The organism is Polaromonas sp. JS666, assembly GCF_900103405.1.
GTDB lineage: Bacteria > Pseudomonadota > Gammaproteobacteria > Burkholderiales > Burkholderiaceae_C > Polaromonas.
In genome coordinates this window covers 618,139-635,385 of the sequence record NZ_FNHX01000001.1, presented here as the reverse complement: position 1 = coordinate 635,385, position 17,247 = coordinate 618,139, and the positions used below count along the sequence as shown (strand labels likewise).

Genomic DNA, 17,247 nt, shown 5'->3' with positions numbered 1-17,247 from the left:
GAGATAAAAAATGATGTTTAGCATTAAGCCTGCAAAGAAGCTTTGGATTACGGTGGGTGACAGGTACAGGATGTCTTTCGCGTCTATTTTTGGATTGCTAGGGTTAACCTTGAGCAGCCTGGTTCTTGCGCAAACAGCGCAACGAAAATGGGTTGAGCCGTTTGAGTTCACCGCCGATGAGCGTGTCCAGTTCACCGAAGCGTTGGATAAATATCCCAAGCGTTGGATGCCCGATGGAATACGTCCAACATCTATTAGCGCCATGCGATGGCTAGATAACAGGCGCCTTGTTCTCTCGGTGCGGGAAATTCCGGGTTGGAAGGCGCGATCTGATGAGACCTCCCAAATTATCGTGGTCAACACAGATACTGTCTCAATAGACCCTAGCCCTTATAGAGGCGAGCTTCAGTGTTTGAGTCATCAAGGCAGACTGATAATTCGCGTACCCAGCCGAGGCGAAATTCAAGGCCCGCGGGAAGCAGATGATGTTTGGCAAAAAGGGGAGTGGGACCAGCCTCTGGCCTCGGTTGAGTGGAAGAAAGGTCATTTCATTCCTACTTATCTTTGTGAGTTTTCTCCCTATGGGAGCGATCTTTACAGCCCCGATGCGTTGTCACGCGATCCAAAGGGATATCGGGATATTCCCCTGCTTCCTCAGCATGGTTTTTTGCGGGAGACACTCGGGCGTGATGAAAGAGGTGCCTGGGTTCGGCCGATAGCGCTACACGATTCTTCGGGAAAAATCACTCCATTAGATGGAGATCCGCCGTTGCGTAACTACGTGCGATATCAGCCTTGGAGTGACACGTATTTCCAAAGTGGAACAAGCCTAAGTGGGCCTACAAGAATTCTTGATCCGAAGGGCAAAAGTGTTTTACTCCCCCCTCCTCCTTTACTAATAGCCTTGGGAAGGAGGAACGTCGGATCCGCTCTAAGCCACGGTGTCGCAGTAGGGGTTTTGTGGGCCGTGTACGCGAATACAGGTTACTGGCGAAAGCAAGGCATGTATCTGGAAACCCCTGCCGGCCTTCAGCGTATTGATGAAGGAGGGAATGGCACGGAGATTGAGATTTCTCCTGACGGATGCAGGGTTGCCAGTTACAACCGGAAGGGGGATCCGTCAGCTCGAGGAGGCCCCTCGCCTCGGATATTGGTAATCGATTTATGTTCCGCCGAAAGAAAATAATGTGAATTATTTCAACTGCTAGCGCAACATCACTCCAATCTCAACGAATTGCTGTACCCGGGATGGTCAGCGATAGAGCGAACTGGCTATGGTCCAGCTTGGGCAGAGCTGACTCATGTCCGTTCTGGGCAAAAGTGACCCATCATCTTGGCCCTATGCCATCACGTTTAAAAAGCCCTGGTAGCTTGGCCATCGTCGTTCGATCAAGTCAACTTGCTGAGAAGTGACACATCAAACTGACACAGAACAAAGAAATCGGGACTTTAGAGAGCCCGGGAGCCGCTTAGATACTGGCTTCGGTTTGAATAAGGTGACGAGCCTTGACCCCGGCACTGGCTCCACAGTTAGGGCTGCTTGGTTCCCCACCTGACCCGGTTGGCCGCTTCACCATGCGGGAAGGCCCGTCACCCACGATTGTAAGGGACTTGGGAATGACCCTTGTGTCCTGGGGAACATAGTCCGGCAAATGCCCCCGAAACACTGCCGTGGGCAATTTAGAATGCCTGGATATGTCCTATCTCGTTCTCGCCCGCAAATACCGCCCCAAAAATTTCTCTGAAATGGTGGGGCAGTCGCATGTGGTGCAGGCTTTGGGCAATGCGCTGGCGACGCAGCGTTTGCACCATGCTTACCTGTTTACCGGCACGCGGGGTGTGGGCAAGACGACGATTTCGCGCATCCTGGCCAAGTCGCTGAACTGCCTGGGCCCGGACGGGCAGGGCGGCATTACCGCCACGCCCTGCGGTGTGTGCCAGGCTTGCACCGACATCGACAGCGGGCGTTTTGTGGACTACACCGAGCTGGACGCCGCCTCGAACCGCGGTGTCGATGAAATCGCGCAGCTGCTGGAGCAGGCGGTTTACAAACCCGTGGTGGGCCGCTTCAAGGTCTTCATGATCGACGAAGTCCACATGCTCACGAACACGGCCTTCAACGCCATGCTCAAGACGCTGGAGGAGCCGCCCGAATACCTGAAGTTTGTGCTGGCCACGACCGACCCGCAGAAGGTGCCGGCCACGGTGCTGTCACGCTGCCTGCAGTTCAACCTGCGGCCCATGGCGCCCGAGACGGTGCTCGAACATTTGACCCAGGTGCTGGGCGTGGAAAACGTGCCGGCCGAGCCGCAGGCCCTGCGCCTCTTGGCGCGTGCGGCACGCGGTTCCATGCGCGATGCGCTGTCGCTGACCGACCAGGCGATTGCCTTTGGCTCGGGCTCGCTCGAGGAAGCCAGCGTGCGCACCATGCTGGGCAGTGTGGACCGCAGCTATGTCTACCGCCTGCTGGACGCGCTGGCGCGCGGCGACGGCAAGACGGTGGTGGAAACCTCGGAGGCGCTGCGGCTCAACGGCCTGAGTGCGGCCTCCACGCTGGAAGAAATGACGACGGTGCTGCAGCGCATGGCGGTGCTGCAGGCCGTGCCCGAGATGGGGGAGGGCGGCGACGATGCCGACCCGGACATCGCCGAGACAGCGCGGCTGGCGCGCGTGCTGCCGGCCGACGAAACCCAGTTGCTTTACAGCCTGTGCCTGCACGGCCGCGGCGAGCTGGGCCTGGCGCCCGACGAATACGCGGGCCTGACCATGGTGCTGCTGCGCCTGCTGGCCTTCAAGCCCTCGGCTTCGGCCGCCCCCAGCCATGCGGGGGGTGCCGCCGAGCCCGGAAAAAAGCCTCAGCCTGAGCTGACGCGGGCCGTAGCGCCCGCGCCGGCCCCCATGCCTGTGGCTGCCGCCGCCGCGCCGGCCGCATCGGTTGCGCCGGCTGTCGAAAGAAGGCCGCCTGTGGCGCCTCCAGCGCCCGTCGCGCAAGCCGAGCGCGCGCAGCCCGCACCCCATTTCAGCGCCAGCGCTCCGGCCATGCCCGAGCCTGCGCCGGTGCAGGCTGCACCGCCACAGCCACAGCCACAGCCACAGCCACGCCCACCGGCCAGCGCGCCTTCCACCACACCGCCGCCGCTGGTGCCCGTGCCGCTGGGCGAAGCCTGGGGCCAGACGGTCAACCAGCTGGTCGCGGCCGAGGCCGTGGCGGCGCTGACGCGCGAGCTGGGCCTGCAGTCGGAGCTGCGCAGCCAGGACGGCAGCCTGTGGACGCTGCGTGTGGAGCGCGAATCGCTGAACCAGGCGGCCGCGCGCGAAAAGCTGCAGGTAGCGCTGCAAACCCATGTGGGCGACCCGGCCCTCAAGCTCGTGGTGGAGGTCGGCCCGGTCACCGACACCCCGGCGCGCCGCAATGGCGCCGCGGCCGCCGAGCGCCAGCGCGCGGCCGAAGAAATGATCCAGAACGACCCGCTGGTGCAGGACATGATGCGCGACTGGGGAGCGAAAATTGTCCCCGGCAGCATACGGCCGCTGGCGGCTAAATCGATATGATCAAAGACAGCTTGTAAGCACGCATTCCAACACCCGACATTCCCCGGTTTCACGATTCAAAAGGAAGATCCCATGTTTAACAAAGGACAACTCGCAGGCCTCATGAAGCAGGCGCAGGCCATGCAGGACAACATCAAGAAAGCCCAGGACGAACTGGCTTTTGTGGAAGTGACGGCCGAGGCCGGCGCCGGCCTGGTGAAGGTCACCATGACCTGCAAGCACGACGTCAAGCGCATCGAGATCGACCCCAGCCTGCTGGCCGACGACAAAGACATGCTGGAAGACCTGGTGGCCGCGGCTTTTAACGCCGCCGTGCGCAAGGCCGAGGAAGTCAGCCAGGAAAAAATGGGCAAGCTCACGGCCGGCCTGCCATCTGGAATGAAACTCCCCTTCTAACTTTGGTCTACGCATTCGCAAGCAGGGGCCGCGGGACTGGCTTTGCCAGACCGCAGGCGCAGCGCCCCCTGAGGGGGCAGAGAGCTACACGCAGTGAGCGAACGTGGGGGCTGATATATGGCTGACTCCAATGCTCTTGAAGGCCTGACCCAGGCGCTGCGCAAGCTGCCGGGCGTGGGCGCCAAGTCGGCCGCGCGCATGGCTTTTCACCTGTTGCAGCATGACAAGCCGGGCGCCTTGCAGATCGCGCGCGCGCTCGAGCATGCGGTGGGCAGCGTGCGGCACTGCAGCCTGTGCAACACGCTGACCGAGCAGGAGCTTTGCAGCACCTGCGCGAACCCGCAGCGCGACCGCAGCAAGCTCTGCGTGGTCGAGACCCCGGCCGACCAGGCGGCGCTGGAGCGCACGCTGGCCTACAAGGGCCTGTACTTTGTGCTCATGGGCAAGCTGAGCCCGCTGGACGGCATAGGCCCGAATGACATAGGCCTGCAAAAGCTGTTCGACCGCGTGGTGCCCAAGGACGCGCGCGGCGAGGCGTTGCCACCGGCCTCACGCGAGGTGCAGGAGGTGATCCTGGCGACCAACTTCACGGCCGAGGGCGAGGCCACGGCGCATGTGATCGCCCAGGCGCTCAAAAGCCGCGGCGTGCAGGTCACGCGCCTGGCGCGCGGCGTGCCGGTGGGCAGCGAACTTGAATACGTGGACCTGGGCACGATTGCCCATGCGCTGGTGGACAGGCGCTGAGGGGCGCCCGCGACAACACAACAACATACGGAAGGAAACCCAACATGACATTCGCACGTTTCACCATTGCCTACTGGTGTGTGCTGATCGCGGCGCTGTTGCCGATCGCCTGCGCGGCGCTCGCCAAGTACGGCATGATGAGCACGCCCCGGCGCGACGGCGGCTTTGACAACCACAACCCGCGCGGCTGGCTGGCCAAGCAGACCGACTGGCGCGGCCGCGCCAACGCGGCGCAGCAGAATACGTTTGAAGCGCTGCCGTTTTTCTTCGCGGCCGTCATCATCGCGCACATACTTCAGGCCGCGCAGACGCGGCTGGACATCATGGCGCTGCTGTTCGTCTTCCTGCGCATCGCCTACATCATGATGTACGTGGCCGACCTGGCCAAGGCGCGCTCGGCAGTCTGGGCCGTCGCGCTCTTCGTCAACATCCTGATTCTTCTTTCGGCTTACCGTTGAAGCAGCGCCGCGGCGCGTGCCGTAACCTTTAGTAACCACAGCGCCGTATTTTTGGTAAAAACCCGCACGGGATGATACCGATGCGGGCTTTTTTACGTCTCGATAAGCTTGTGCCATCCACAAGAAAAGAGGCTTTGCATGAACCGCCCACCCCTGATTTCGCGCCGCAGCTTTGCCGGCGGCGCCGCGCTGGCCGCGGCGACGCTGGCCATCCCGTCGCTGCGGGCCCAGCCCAAACTCGAAAAAAGCAAGATCGCGATTGCCGTCGGCGGCAAGGCCGCGTTTTATTACCTGCCGCTCACGATTTCCGAACAATTGGGCTACTTCAAGGCCGAGGGCCTGGACATAGAGATCAGCGATTTCGCGGGCGGCGCGCGCGCGCTGCAGGCCGTGGTCGGCGGCTCGGCCGACGTGTGCTCGGGCGCGTTTGAGCACACCATCAACCTGCAGGCCAAGAACCAGATGTTCCAGGCCTTTGTGCTGCAGGGCAGAGCGCCGCAGATCGCCTTCGGCATCTCGACCAAAAACATGCCCAACTACAAGAGCGTGGCCGACCTCAAGGGAAAGAAGATTGGCGTGTCGGCGCCGGGCTCGTCGACCAATATGATGGCCAACCTGGTGCTTTCGCGCGCCGGCCTCAAGCCCAGCGACGTGAGTTTTATCGGCGTGGGCACGGCCGCCGGCGCGCTGACCGCGCTGCGCTCGGGCCAGATTGACGCCATGAGCAACACCGACCCGGTGATGACCATGCTGGAGCAAAAAGGCGAGGTCAAGATCATCAGCGACACGCGCACCCTCAAGGGCACGACGGAGGTGTTCGGCGGCTCCATGCCGGCGGGCTGCCTCTATGCGCCGCTGGAGTTTGTGCAAAAGCATCCCAACACCTGCCAGGCCATGGCCAATGCCATCGTGCATGGCCTCAAGTGGCTGCAGACCGCCGGGCCGGGCGACATCATCAAGACCGTGCCCGAAAGTTATTTGCTGGGCGACCGCGCGCTCTACCTGGCGTCCTTCAACAAGGTGCGCGAGTCGATCTCGCTGGACGGCATCATTCCCGACGACGGCGCGCGCACCGCGCTCAAGGCGCTGGCCAGTTTTGACCCCAGCATCAGGGCCGACAAGATAGACATCGCCAAGACCTATACCAACGAGTTTGCAAAACGGGCCAAAGAGCGATTCAAAGCCTAGCCCCGCCCCTGCTGGTGGTCGAGGCCGCCCGTGCTGATGTCGAAAATACACGAAGCGAAAAGTTTGGGGCCCGTCTTTGCCAGCAGGGGCCGCGGGACTGGCTTTGCCAGACCGCAGGCGCAGCGCCCCCTTGGGGGGGGGGCAGCGCATTACACGAAGCCGAAGGCGAAGTGAAAAGCGTGGGGGCCTATCTCCGCGCAGGCAGCTTGCTGTAAGCTCCCGCCATGCCCGAACCCGACAACGCCTGTGCCCTCGAGCTGATCGATATCAGCTGCACCTTCCGCTCACGCGACGATGCGGCCCAGCGTTATACCGCCGTCAGCAACACCACCTTGCGCATCAACGCAGGTGAGTTCGTCTCGGTCGTGGGGCCCACGGGCTGCGGCAAGTCCACGCTGCTCAATATAGGCGCCGGCCTGCTGCAGGCCTCGTCGGGCGAGGTCAAAGTCTTTGGCGCGCCGCTGGCCGGCATCAACACCCGCGCCGGTTATATGTTCCAGACCGAGGCCTTGATGCCCTGGCGCAGCGCGCTGGCCAATGTGATGATGGGCCTGCAATACCGCGGGGTTCCGGATGCGGAGGCACGCCGCCAGGCCCAGGGCTGGCTGGAGCGTGTGGGCCTGGCCGAGTTCGGCGACCGCTACCCGCACCAGCTTTCGGGCGGCATGCGCAAGCGCACCGCGCTGGCCCAGGTGCTGGCGCTGGACCCGGACATCATCCTGATGGACGAGCCCTTTAGCGCGCTCGATATCCAGACGCGCCAGCTCATGGAAAACGAAGTGCTGGCGCTCTGGGCCGCCAAAAAGAAGGCCGTGCTTTTTATCACCCATGACCTTGACGAAGCCATCGCCATGAGCGACCGCGTGGTCGTGCTCTCGGCCGGCCCGGGCACGCATCCCATAGGCGAGTTCGCGATAGACCTGCCGCGCCCGCGCGACGTGGCGGAGGTGCGCCACCACCCGCGTTTTGTCGAGCTGCACACGCAGATCTGGAATGTGTTGCGCGACGAGGTGCTCAAGGGTTATGCGCAGCAATTGAAGAAGGCCGCCTGAGTATGTGGTCTTCCCTGAAACCTTCCGAAAAAAACCTGCGCGCCTGGCAAGTGGGTTTGCTGGTCGTCATCCTGCTGGTCTGGCACGCCGCTTCGCGCAACCAGAAGACCGCGTTTTTCCTGGGCGAACCGATCAAGGTGGCGGGCCGGGTCTGGAGCTGGTTCATGCCTTTCGGCTTCGGCCCCAGTGCGCTGTTTCCCGAAGGACTGTCCGGCAATGCCGACATTTACCTGCACCTGGGCACCACCTTGCTGGAGACGGTGCTGGCCTTCGGCATAGGCACGGTGCTGGGCCTGGCCTGCGGCCTGTGGCTGGCGCTGGCGCCCACGGCCAGCGCCATCCTGGACCCTTACATCAAGGCCGCCAATTCGATGCCGCGCGTGATCCTCGCGCCCATCTTTTCACTGTGGCTGGGCCTGGGCATCTGGAGCAAGGTGGCGCTGGCCGTCACGCTGGTGTTCTTTATCGTGTTCTTCAACGTCTACCAGGGCGTGAAGGAGGTCAGCCCGGTGGTGCTGGCCAATGCCCGCATGCTGGGCGCCAACCAGCGCCAGCTGCTGCGCACGGTTTACCTGCCCAGCGCCACCAGCTGGGTGTTCTCCAGCCTGCACACCTCGGTGGGCCTGGCCTTTGTGGGCGCGGTGGTCGGTGAATACCTGGGCTCGGCGCGTGGCGTGGGCTACCTGATTTTGCAGGCCGAGGGCACCTTCGACGTCAACACCGTGTTCGCCGGCATTGTGGTGCTGACGGCCTTTGCGCTGGTGCTGGACGGCATTGTGGGCCGGCTCGAAAAGCGCCTCATGAAGTGGCAGCCGCGCAGCGGCGAGACGGAAAAGCTCTAGGAGCAGCTTCTAAGGCTTTCCGTGCACGGCAATTCTTCCTGCCGTCCTACAGCGCCGGGCGGGGCGTTTCCCTAGAGTCAAAACCGGGCTTGCACCGTTCCACGCCCTGGCCGCCGCGCCAGGGGCGGCGGGCAAGCCGGCATCCAAAACTCCAAGGAAAACGCCATGAACCTCTCGCTCAGCATAGGGCCGTTGATGTCCCTGATCGCCGGCATCCTGATCCTGATCATTCCGCGCCTGCTCAACTACATCGTGGCCATCTACCTGATCGTCATCGGCCTGGTGGGCCTGTTCGGCGTGGGCACGCTCAAGCTTTAGCCGCCCGGGGCGTGAAGGCGTCGCCTTAACGCTTTTTGGCTTTCACCACAGGCTTGGCCGAGCCGCGCTTGACGGCCTTGACGCCGGCCTTGCCGCGGCCGTGGCTGGCCGAGGCGGCATGGCTTTTGACCGGCAGGAAGACCACCACCGGGTGGCCCAGCTTGAAGGCGCTGGAGGCGCTGACATGGTTCCACTCGGCCACATTGGCGGCGCTCAGGCCGTAGCGCTTGGCGATGGTTGCCACCGATTCGCCCTTGCGGGCTTTCACGGTGGTGCGGCGCGTGACGACTTCGGGCGCGAAGGACACCTGGGCGGTGTCGGCCACATGCGAGGTGACGTCGGTCTCAACCTTGGCCGAGCGCGGCACCAGCAGGGTGGAGCCGGCCTTGATCAGCATGCGCGGCGGGATGTTGTTGACGCCGCGCAGGTCGGTCTCGCTCATGCCGGTGCGGCGCGCCGCCTCGCCCGGGCTCATGGTGCTGGGCGCGGTCCAGGCCGTCCAGCTCGCGTACTGGCCCTGGCTGTAGGCCTCGAAGTTGCGCTGGAACACCGTGGCGTTGTCCCAGGGCAGCAGGATTTGCGGCGTGCCGGCGGCGATGATGACGGGGCGGTGCGCCGAAGGGTTCAGTGCCTTGAAGTCCTCGATCTTGACGTCGGCCAGGCGCGCGGCCAGGGCCACGTCGATGTCGCGCGTGATCAGCACCTGCTGGAAGTAGGGATGGTTCTCGATCAGCGGCAGCTCGGTGCGGAAAGCCTGCGGGTTGGCGACGATGTTCTTGACGGCCTGCAGCTTGGGCACATAGAGCCGGGTTTCGGCCGGCATGTTGAGGTCGGCGTAGCTGGTGCCAAGGCCGGCCCGCTGGTTTTTGGCGATGGCGCGGGCCACGCTGCCTTCACCCCAGTTGTAGGCGGCCAGCGCCAGGTGCCAGTCGCCGAACATGCCGTAGAGTTTTTGCAGGTAGTCCAGCGCGGCGCGGGTGGAGGCCAGCACGTCGCGGCGGTCGTCGCGGAAGGCGTTTTGCTTGAGGTCGAAATACTTGCCGGTGGCCGGCATGAACTGCCACATGCCGGCGGCCTTGGCGCTGGAGACGGCCTGCGGGTTGAAGGCGCTTTCGATGAAGGGCAGCAGGGCCAGCTCGGTGGGCATCTGGCGGCGCTCGAGCTCCTCAACAATGTGGAACAGGTATTTACTGGAACGCTCGGTCATGCGCTGGATGTAGTCGGGCCGGCTGGCATACCACTGCTCGCGGTCGGTCACCAGCTCGTTTTGCAGGTCGGGCATGGCAAAGCCGCGGCGTATGCGGTCCCAGAGCTCCTTGGGCGGCTCGGTCGAAGCGATCTGGCGCGAGCCGGCCTGGCCCGGCGTGATGGCCTGCAGCGGGCCGCTGGGCAGCAGCGGCTTGGCGGCCGGTGCGCCGCCGGTGGTCAGCACCGGGTCGCTGGGCAGGCCTGGCGCCTGCGTGGCGCAGCCCGCGAGCAGCGATGCCGCCAGCAGCAAGGCCAGCGAAGCAAGGCGAAAAAGTGAGGAGGAGAAAGGATTCGAAGGGCCGGAAAAGCTCGAAAGGCTGGCAACTGCAGTGGTGCGGGGGTGTGGCGTCATTTGAATTGGTTTTTCCACTGCCGGATGGCGGCAAATACGGTGGTGTCGTCATGGGCCGACGCATCAAAGTGCCGGGCAGCCTGCATGATAGTGGCTTGCCGGGTTCGTAAAAAGGGGTTAACCAGCAGTTCCTGCTCGATCGAGCTCGGCAGGGTCGGTTGTCCTTGCTCACGCAGGCGTATGCATTTCGCCTGGTAGGCCGCCAGTTCCGCGTTGCCGGGCTCCACGGCCATGGCAAAGCGCAGGTTGGACAGCGTGTATTCGTGGGTGCAGCAGACCACGGTGTTGCCGGGCAGGGCGGCGAGCTTGTCGAGCGAGGCCAGCATTTGCGCGGGCGTGCCTTCAAACAAACGCCCGCAGCCGCCCGAGAACAGCGTGTCGCCGCAGAACAGCAAGGGCTTGCCGTTCACCTCGGGTGCGTAATAAGCGATGTGGCCCGCTGTGTGGCCCGGCACGTCAATCACCTGGAATTCAAGCCCGAGGGCGCGCGCGGTGTCGCCGCCCTTGAGGTGCGTATAAGGCTGCGGAATGCGCTCGGTGGCCGGGCCCCAGACCTGGGCACCCGTGGCTTCGCGAAGGGCGTCCACACCGCCCGTGTGGTCCGCATGGTGGTGCGTGACTAGAATCGACTCCAGTTGCAATGCGTGCTCATCCAGGGCGCGCTGCACCGGCCCGGCATCTCCCGGGTCCACGACCAGGGCGCGCTTGCCGTCATGCAACAACCAGAGGTAGTTGTCGTTGAAGGCGGGGATGGGGATCAAATACATGCGGTGGTTTCGATGAACATGCGGTATCTCGATGAGCTCTGAAATTATAGGTTTGACGGACTGGCTGGCGACGCCGCCTGGCGCTTACCTGCTGGACTGGGAGCGCGCGCATTTCGACCAGGCCGTCAGCGACGTCTTCGGCTACCACGCGCTGCAGCTGGGCCTGCCGGAACTCGATGCGCTGCAGGCCAACCGCATGCCGCACAAATGGCTGGCATTAGAGTCGGCGCCTTCCTTGCCCGCGCACGCTGATGGTGCGACCGGCGCCCCTGCGGCAAGTTCCCGGCGCGCGGCCTTGCTGACCGACTCGGGCGCGCTGCCGTTTCCGGAAAGCAGCCTGGACCTGGTGGTGCTGCCGCACACACTGGAGCTCAGCCGAGACCCGCATGCCACCCTGCGCGAGGTCAGCCGGGTGCTGGTGCCAGAGGGCCGCGTGGTCATCAGCGGGCTCAATCCCACCAGCCTCTGGGGCCTGCGCCAGCGGCGCGGCCACCTGTACCAGCGCTGGGGCTACGACAGCCTGTTCCTGCCCAAGACGGGAGAATTCATCGGCTACTGGCGGCTGCGCGACTGGCTCAGGCTGCTGGACTTTGAGGTAGAGTCGGGGCGCTTCGGTTGCTACCGCCCGGCGCTGACCAGCCAGGCCTGGCTGGACCGCTTCGAATGGATGGACGCGGCAGGCGCGCGCTGGTGGCCTATCTTCGGCGCCGTGTACTTTCTCGCGGCGATCAAGCGTGTGCGTGGCGTGCGGCTGCTGGAGCCCGCGTGGAAGGCGCGCAAGGCCCCGGCCGCGGCGCCGGCCGCGGTGGCCAACAAGGAGCCGGCTGTGCGGCTGCGGCCGCCGGCCTGAGCCGGTCTTTTTTTCTTTCTTTCAACTGCCGGGTGCCGTAGGGCCCGGTGTTTTTTCATAAGCAGCAAGCAACGCATGACCGACTTATCCACCAGCCCCGCCGCCGCATCCCAGCCCGTCGTGATCTACACCGACGGCGCATGTAAGGGTAATCCCGGGCCTGGCGGCTGGGGTGTGCTGCTGACCCAGGGCGGCACCCAGAAAGAACTGTTCGGCGGCGAGCTGGGCACCACCAACAACCGCATGGAAATGACGGCCGTCATCGAGGCCCTGGCGGCGCTCAAGCGGCCCTGCAGTGTGACCTTGTACCTCGACAGCGAGTACGTGCGCAAGGGCATCACCGAGTGGATCCACGGCTGGAAGGCCAGGGGCTGGCGCACGGCGGCAAAGGCCCCCGTCAAGAACGTGGACCTGTGGCAGCGCCTGGACGCGCTGGTGAGCAGCAGCGGCCACAAGATCGACTGGCGCTGGGTCAAGGGCCACGCCGGCGACCCCGGCAACGAGCGCGCCGACGCGCTGGCCAACAAGGGCGTGGAGCGCGCGCTGGGCCGCTTGTAACAAGCGCCCGGGTGGGCCGCGGGCGGCGGCGGGAACATGCGCTAAAAAACGCGACCCAAGCAGGAACGGCCGGCGCCGATGTCCGCGCGCCGGCATGCACCATAAGCGTACGTAGCATCCGGCCCACGGCGGCCGCCGGCCTTTGGTAAAGCCGTTGTAAAGCTACCGCGCTTGCCCCTGGCAAGGGCGAGAAAAGGCTGCGCGCGCCATGGTGTCCTGCTACATTGGAAGTTTGTATCTCTTTGTATTACAAGTTCCTTCCCCATGGCATCCAAAGCAATCTATACAGCTGTCGCCGTCGCGGGCATTGCGGTCGCATCGGGCGCCGCCTGGTGGCTCCAGAAACCCAAGGCGCCGGATGCCGCAAACGCCACACCTTCAGCAGCCGGTAACGGCAATGGCGCCAATTCGGGGAAACCGGTCACGGTGGAAGCCGCCAAAGTGGAACTGGCCCGGCTGTCGGACGACACGCAAGCCGTGGGCAGCCTGCGTTCACGCCGCGGCGTGGTCTTGCGGCCCGAGGTCAGCGGGCGCATCACCCAGCTCAATTTCACCGACGGCCAGCGCGTGCGCAAAGGCCAGGTGCTGGTGCAGTTCGACGACCAGCTGCCGCTGGCCCAGGTGCAGCAAAGCCAGGCGGAACTCTCCATCGCCCGGGCCAACCAGAAGCGCAACCAGGAACTGGTGGCGCAAAACTTCATCAGCCAGCGCTCCCTCGATGAAAGCGCGGCCAACCTGCAGGTGGCAGAAGCCAAGCTCTCGCTGGCCAAGGCCACGGCGGCGCGCCTGAAAATCGTCGCGCCTTTTGACGGCATCGCCGGCATACGCCTGGTCAACGTGGGCGACTACCTCAAGGACGGCGCGGATATCGTCAACATCGAGGACATCGAGGCGATTTTTGTCGACTTCCGCCTGCCCGAGCGTTTCCAGAACAAGGTCAAGCGCGGACAGACGGCCGTGCTCGACATCGACGCCTTGCCCGGCCGCAAGTACAACGCGCAGATCCAGGCCATAGATCCCCTGATCGACGCCAACGGCCGCTCCATAGGCGTGCGCGGCTGCATAGACAACCGCCAGCTGCAGCTGCGCCCCGGCATGTTCGCCCGCGTCAACACCGTTTTCGGTGTGCGCGAAAACGCCCGTGTGGTGCCCGAGGAGGCCATTGTTCCGCAGGGCGGACGGCAGTTCGTCATCAAGCTGCTGGAAGGCCCGAACGAGCAGACCCGCACGACCAAGCGCGTGGAGGTCAAGGTCGGCCTGCGCAGCCCGGGCAAGGTCGAGATTCTTGAAGGCCTGGAGGCCGGCGACACCGTGGTCGCGGCCGGCCAGCAGCGCGTGCAGCGCGACGGCACGCTGGTCACCGTGGTGGACCTGGCAGCGGGTGCTTCGGCCCGCGCGGGCAATGCAAAAGCCGCCGCTCCGGTCGCGGGCGCTTCGGCCCCTGCGGCCGCTACGCCTGCCGCCGCCAGCGCAGCACCCGCCCCGGTGAAAGCCGCTGCCGCGGAGCCCGCGGCCCAGGCGCCGCTGTCCGGCCCCAACCCCTGCGGCGTCGTTGTGTCCGAGGCCCCGCGGGGCCTGGTGCCGGTGCGCAGCCTGAGCCCGGCCGAGCGCATTCCCGCGGGCCCGCCGGCGCGCGACCCCACCTGAGCGGCCGGCCCGGTTTCCATAGATTCCCATGCAACTCGCTGAAGTCTCCATACGCCGCCCGGTCTTTGCCACCGTGCTGTCCCTGCTGATCGTGCTCATCGGGGCGGTCAGTTTCAACCGCCTGGCCGTGCGCGAGTACCCCAAGATCGACGAACCCGTGGTGACCGTCAGCGTGCGCTACGCCGGCGCGTCGGCCGAGGTGATCGAGTCGCAGGTCACCAAGCCGCTGGAAGACTCCATCGCCGGCATCGACGCGGTGGACGTGATCACCTCCATCAGCCGGGCCGACCAGGCGCAGATCAGCGTGCGCTTTCGCCTTGAGAAAGACGCCGATTCGGCCGCCGCCGAGGTGCGTGACCGCACCTCGCGCGTGCGCAACCGCCTGCCGCAGGCGATTGAAGAGCCGGTGATTGCCAAAGTCGAGGCCGACGCCTTCCCGGTCATCCAGGTGGCTTTTTCCAGCGATTCGCTGACGCCGCTGCAGATCAACGACCTGGTCAACCGCATTGTCAAGCCGCGCCTGCAGACCGTGACCGGCGTGGCCGACGTGCGCATCTTCGGCGAGCGCAAGTACGCCATGCGCATCTGGCTGGACACCGACAAGCTCGCCTCCTACAAGCTGACCACGCAGGACGTGGAGGACGCCATCAGCCGCAGCAACCTGGAGCTGCCGGCCGGCCGCATCGAGTCGCAGCAGCGCGAATTCAGCGTGACCTCGCAGACCGACCTGGTCAGGCCCGCGCAGTTCCGCGAGATCGTCATCAAGAACGTCAACGGCTTTTCCGTCAAGGTGCGCGACGTCGCGCGCGTGGAGGAGGGCGCGGCCGACGAACGCACGGCGGTCAGGCTCAACGGCCGCTCGGCGGTGGCGGTCGGCGTCATCCGCCAGGCTACGGCCAACCCGCTGGACCTGTCCAAGGGCGTGCGGGAGGTCTTTCCCAAGCTCAAGGCCGACCTGCCGGCCGACATGCTGATCGACGTCGCCAACGACAACTCGGTGTTCATCGACCGCTCGGTCAACAATGTGTACCACACCATCGCCGAGGCCATCGTGCTGGTGGCCCTGGTGATTTTTGTGTTCCTGCGCACGCTGCGCGCCTCCATCATCCCCATCGTCACCATTCCGGTGAGCCTGATAGGCACCTTCGCCATGATGGCCCTGGCGGGCTTCACCATCAACACGCTGACCCTGCTGGCGCTGGTGCTGGCCATCGGCCTGGTGGTGGACGACGCCATCGTGATGCTGGAGAACATCTTCCGCCACATCGAGGAGGGCATGGACCCGTTCTCGGCCGGCATCAAGGGCGCGCGCGAGATCGGTTTTGCGGTGGTCACCATGACGGCCACGCTGGTGGCCGTGTACGCGCCGCTGGCCTTCACGCCGGGCCGCACCGGCCGCCTTTTTGTAGAGTTCGCGCTGGCGCTGGCCGGCGCGGTGGTGGTGTCGGGCTTTGTCGCGCTCACGTTGACGCCCATGATGTGCACCCAGCTGCTCAAGCACAACCCCAAGCCCAACCGTTTTGACCGCTACATGGAGCGGGCCCTGACCGCGATTTCCGACCGTTACGGCGCGGTGCTGCGCTGGGTGGTCACCACGCGCTATGTGCCGGAGGTGGAAGAGGGCAGCCGGCCCTCGCTGGCCCAGCGGCTCAAGGGCATGGCGTTGCAGGCGCGCTGGATCGTCATCGGCGTGATGCTGCTCAGCGCACTGGCCATCGCGCTGGTGTTCCCGAGCATGAAGCAGGAGCTTTCGCCGATCGAGGACCGCGGCGTGATCCTGGCCAACGTCAATGCGCCGGACGGCGCGACGCTGGACTACACCAACCGCTATGCGAAGGCGCTCGAGAAGATGGGCGAGCCCTTCCCCGAGTTCGACCGGATTTTCGCCAACGTCGGCAACCCCACGGTGGCCCAGGCCAGCGTGGTCTACCGCACGGTCGACTGGGACAAGCGCTCGCGCTCCACCCTGGACATGGCGCGCGAGCTGCAGCCCAAATTCAACGCACTGCCGGGGGTTACCGCCTTTCCGATCACGCCGCCTTCGCTGGGCCAGGGCTTTCGCGAACGGCCGCTCAATTTTGTGATCCAGACCTCCGACAGCTACCAGAACCTGAACACCGTGGTGCGCCAGATGCTGGACGAGATCGCCAAAAACCCCGGCATCGTCTCGCCCGACGTGGACCTGCGGCTGAACAAGCCCGAGCTGCGCATCGAGGTCGAGCGCGACAAGGCGGCCGACCTGGGCGTGAGCGTGCAGGTGGTCGCCAAGGCTATCGAGACCCTGCTGGGCGGGCGCAATGTGACGCGCTACAAGCGCGATGCCGAGCAGTACGACGTGATCGTGCAGACCGAGGCCAGCGGCCGCATCACGCCCGAGAGCATAGACCGCATTTACGTGCGCGGCCGTAACGACGCCATGATCCCGCTGTCGGCGCTGGTCAAGGTGCGTGAAAGCGTCTCGCCGCGGGAGCTCAACCACTTCGGCCAGCGCCGCTCGGTCTCCATCACGGCCAGCCTGGCCAGCGACTATTCGCTGGGCGAGGCGCTCAAGTTCATGGACCAGACCGCCGCCAAGGTGCTCAAGACCGGCTACAGCACCGACCTCAACGGCACCTCGCGCGAGTTCCGAAGTTCCCAGGGCGCGCTGGCCATCGTCTTTGTGCTCGCGCTGCTGTTTATTTTCCTGGTGCTGTCGGCGCAGTTCGAGAGCTTTATCGACCCCCTGGTCATCATGCTCTCGGTGCCGCTGTCCATGATCGGGGCCTTGCTCGCGCTCAAATGGTCGGGCGGCTCGCTCAATGTGTATTCGCAGATCGGCCTGATCACGCTGGTGGGCCTGATCACCAAGCACGGCATCCTGATCGTCGAATTCACCAACCAGCTGCGCGGCCAGGGGCTGGAGATGATAGACGCGCTGGTCAAGGCGTCGGCGCAGCGCCTGCGCCCCATCATGATGACCACCGGCGCCATGGTGCTGGGCGCCTTGCCGCTGGCCCTGGCCAAGGGCGCGGGCGCCGAAAGCCGCATCCAGATCGGCTGGGTCATCGTCGGCGGCATGTCCCTGGGCACCTTGCTCACTGTGTTTGTGGTGCCCACCATGTACACCCTGTTTGCGCGCAAGGCCATTCCGGGCGCGAACAAGGCGGTCGCGAAAGAAGAGCCGGATGCTCACCATGAACATCCGGAGTACGTGGCGAAATGACCGGAAGGCGCCGCGTATTCCAGGCCGGGTTGCTGGCATGGTGGTGAGACCGCTGTTTTGACCGCGACCCTCA

General features: G+C 64.6%; 15 protein-coding genes and 1 other RNA gene. 13 read left to right on the top strand and 3 right to left on the bottom strand.

The features are described 5' to 3' along the window. Positions 1-10: 10 nt before the first annotated feature. Positions 11-1,186 carry a hypothetical protein gene (locus tag BLQ85_RS24095; RefSeq protein WP_139200870.1) on the top strand — a complete coding sequence of 392 codons (1,176 nt, stop codon included), beginning with the start codon at positions 11-13 and terminating at the stop codon, positions 1,184-1,186. A 309-nt stretch (positions 1,187-1,495) separates the two neighbouring features. Here the strand turns inward: BLQ85_RS24095 and ffs are convergent. After that, positions 1,496-1,592: signal recognition particle sRNA small type (gene ffs / locus BLQ85_RS03115), an RNA gene on the bottom strand. Between the two features lie 103 nt (positions 1,593-1,695). Between ffs and dnaX the strand changes: the two genes are divergently transcribed. The 8 genes from dnaX (at position 1,696) to BLQ85_RS03075 (ending at position 8,550) form a co-directional block, all read left to right on the top strand. Next, positions 1,696-3,552 carry a DNA polymerase III subunit gamma/tau gene (gene dnaX, locus BLQ85_RS03110; RefSeq protein WP_074574693.1) on the top strand — a complete coding sequence of 619 codons (1,857 nt, stop codon included), beginning with the start codon at positions 1,696-1,698 and terminating at the stop codon, positions 3,550-3,552. Between the two features lie 72 nt (positions 3,553-3,624). After that, complete coding sequence (locus BLQ85_RS03105) at positions 3,625-3,948, top strand: YbaB/EbfC family nucleoid-associated protein (protein WP_074574691.1); 324 nt, start codon at positions 3,625-3,627, stop codon at positions 3,946-3,948. 117 nt (positions 3,949-4,065) lie between these two features. Then, a complete protein-coding gene (gene recR, locus BLQ85_RS03100) occupies positions 4,066-4,692 on the top strand; it encodes a recombination mediator RecR (protein ID WP_074574689.1) in 627 nt (208 codons plus the stop codon). Positions 4,693-4,736: 44 nt separating this feature from the next. After that, positions 4,737-5,150 carry an MAPEG family protein gene (locus BLQ85_RS03095; RefSeq protein WP_074574687.1) on the top strand — a complete coding sequence of 138 codons (414 nt, stop codon included), beginning with the start codon at positions 4,737-4,739 and terminating at the stop codon, positions 5,148-5,150. A 138-nt stretch (positions 5,151-5,288) separates the two neighbouring features. Next, positions 5,289-6,338 (top strand): ABC transporter substrate-binding protein, encoded by a 1,050-nt coding sequence (locus BLQ85_RS03090; protein WP_254779671.1) that lies wholly within the window; start codon positions 5,289-5,291, stop codon positions 6,336-6,338. 224 nt (positions 6,339-6,562) lie between these two features. After that, entirely contained in the window at positions 6,563-7,390 is an 828-nt protein-coding gene (locus tag BLQ85_RS03085; RefSeq protein WP_074574685.1) for an ABC transporter ATP-binding protein, read from the top strand. A 2-nt stretch (positions 7,391-7,392) separates the two neighbouring features. Beyond that, on the top strand, positions 7,393-8,232 hold the full coding sequence (locus BLQ85_RS03080; protein WP_074574684.1) for an ABC transporter permease: 840 nt from the start codon (positions 7,393-7,395) through the stop codon (positions 8,230-8,232). Between the two features lie 165 nt (positions 8,233-8,397). After that, complete coding sequence (locus BLQ85_RS03075; protein ID WP_007871478.1) at positions 8,398-8,550, top strand: DUF3096 domain-containing protein; 153 nt, start codon at positions 8,398-8,400, stop codon at positions 8,548-8,550. 25 nt (positions 8,551-8,575) lie between these two features. Here the strand turns inward: BLQ85_RS03075 and BLQ85_RS03070 are convergent, their stop codons facing one another. Both BLQ85_RS03070 and gloB read right to left on the bottom strand, forming a co-directional pair. Further along, positions 8,576-10,150, bottom strand: coding sequence for a transglycosylase SLT domain-containing protein (locus BLQ85_RS03070; protein ID WP_083336714.1), 1,575 nt, complete (start codon positions 10,148-10,150; stop codon positions 8,576-8,578). Beyond that, entirely contained in the window at positions 10,147-10,917 is a 771-nt protein-coding gene (gene gloB, locus BLQ85_RS03065; RefSeq protein WP_074574682.1) for a hydroxyacylglutathione hydrolase, read from the bottom strand. Before gloB ends, BLQ85_RS03070 begins: the two co-directional genes overlap by 4 nt. A gap of 31 nt (positions 10,918-10,948) precedes the next feature. Here gloB and BLQ85_RS03060 point away from each other — a divergent pair, with 31 nt between their 5' ends. The 4 genes from BLQ85_RS03060 to BLQ85_RS03045 all read left to right on the top strand — a co-directional run bounded on the left by BLQ85_RS03060 (position 10,949) and on the right by BLQ85_RS03045 (position 17,174). Continuing rightward, positions 10,949-11,767: a class I SAM-dependent methyltransferase gene (locus BLQ85_RS03060; RefSeq protein ID WP_175456033.1), complete on the top strand. Its 819-nt coding sequence runs from the start codon at positions 10,949-10,951 to the stop codon at positions 11,765-11,767. Between the two features lie 75 nt (positions 11,768-11,842). Continuing rightward, positions 11,843-12,325, top strand: coding sequence for a ribonuclease HI (rnhA, locus tag BLQ85_RS03055; RefSeq protein ID WP_074574680.1), 483 nt, complete (start codon positions 11,843-11,845; stop codon positions 12,323-12,325). 264 nt (positions 12,326-12,589) lie between these two features. After that, the gene (locus BLQ85_RS03050; protein WP_074574678.1) at positions 12,590-13,972 is read left to right on the top strand and encodes an efflux RND transporter periplasmic adaptor subunit; all 1,383 of its coding nucleotides are present in this window, start codon (positions 12,590-12,592) and stop codon (positions 13,970-13,972) included. Between the two features lie 28 nt (positions 13,973-14,000). After that, a complete protein-coding gene (locus BLQ85_RS03045) occupies positions 14,001-17,174 on the top strand; it encodes an efflux RND transporter permease subunit (RefSeq protein ID WP_074574676.1) in 3,174 nt (1,057 codons plus the stop codon). The last annotated feature ends 73 nt before the right edge of the window (positions 17,175-17,247 follow it).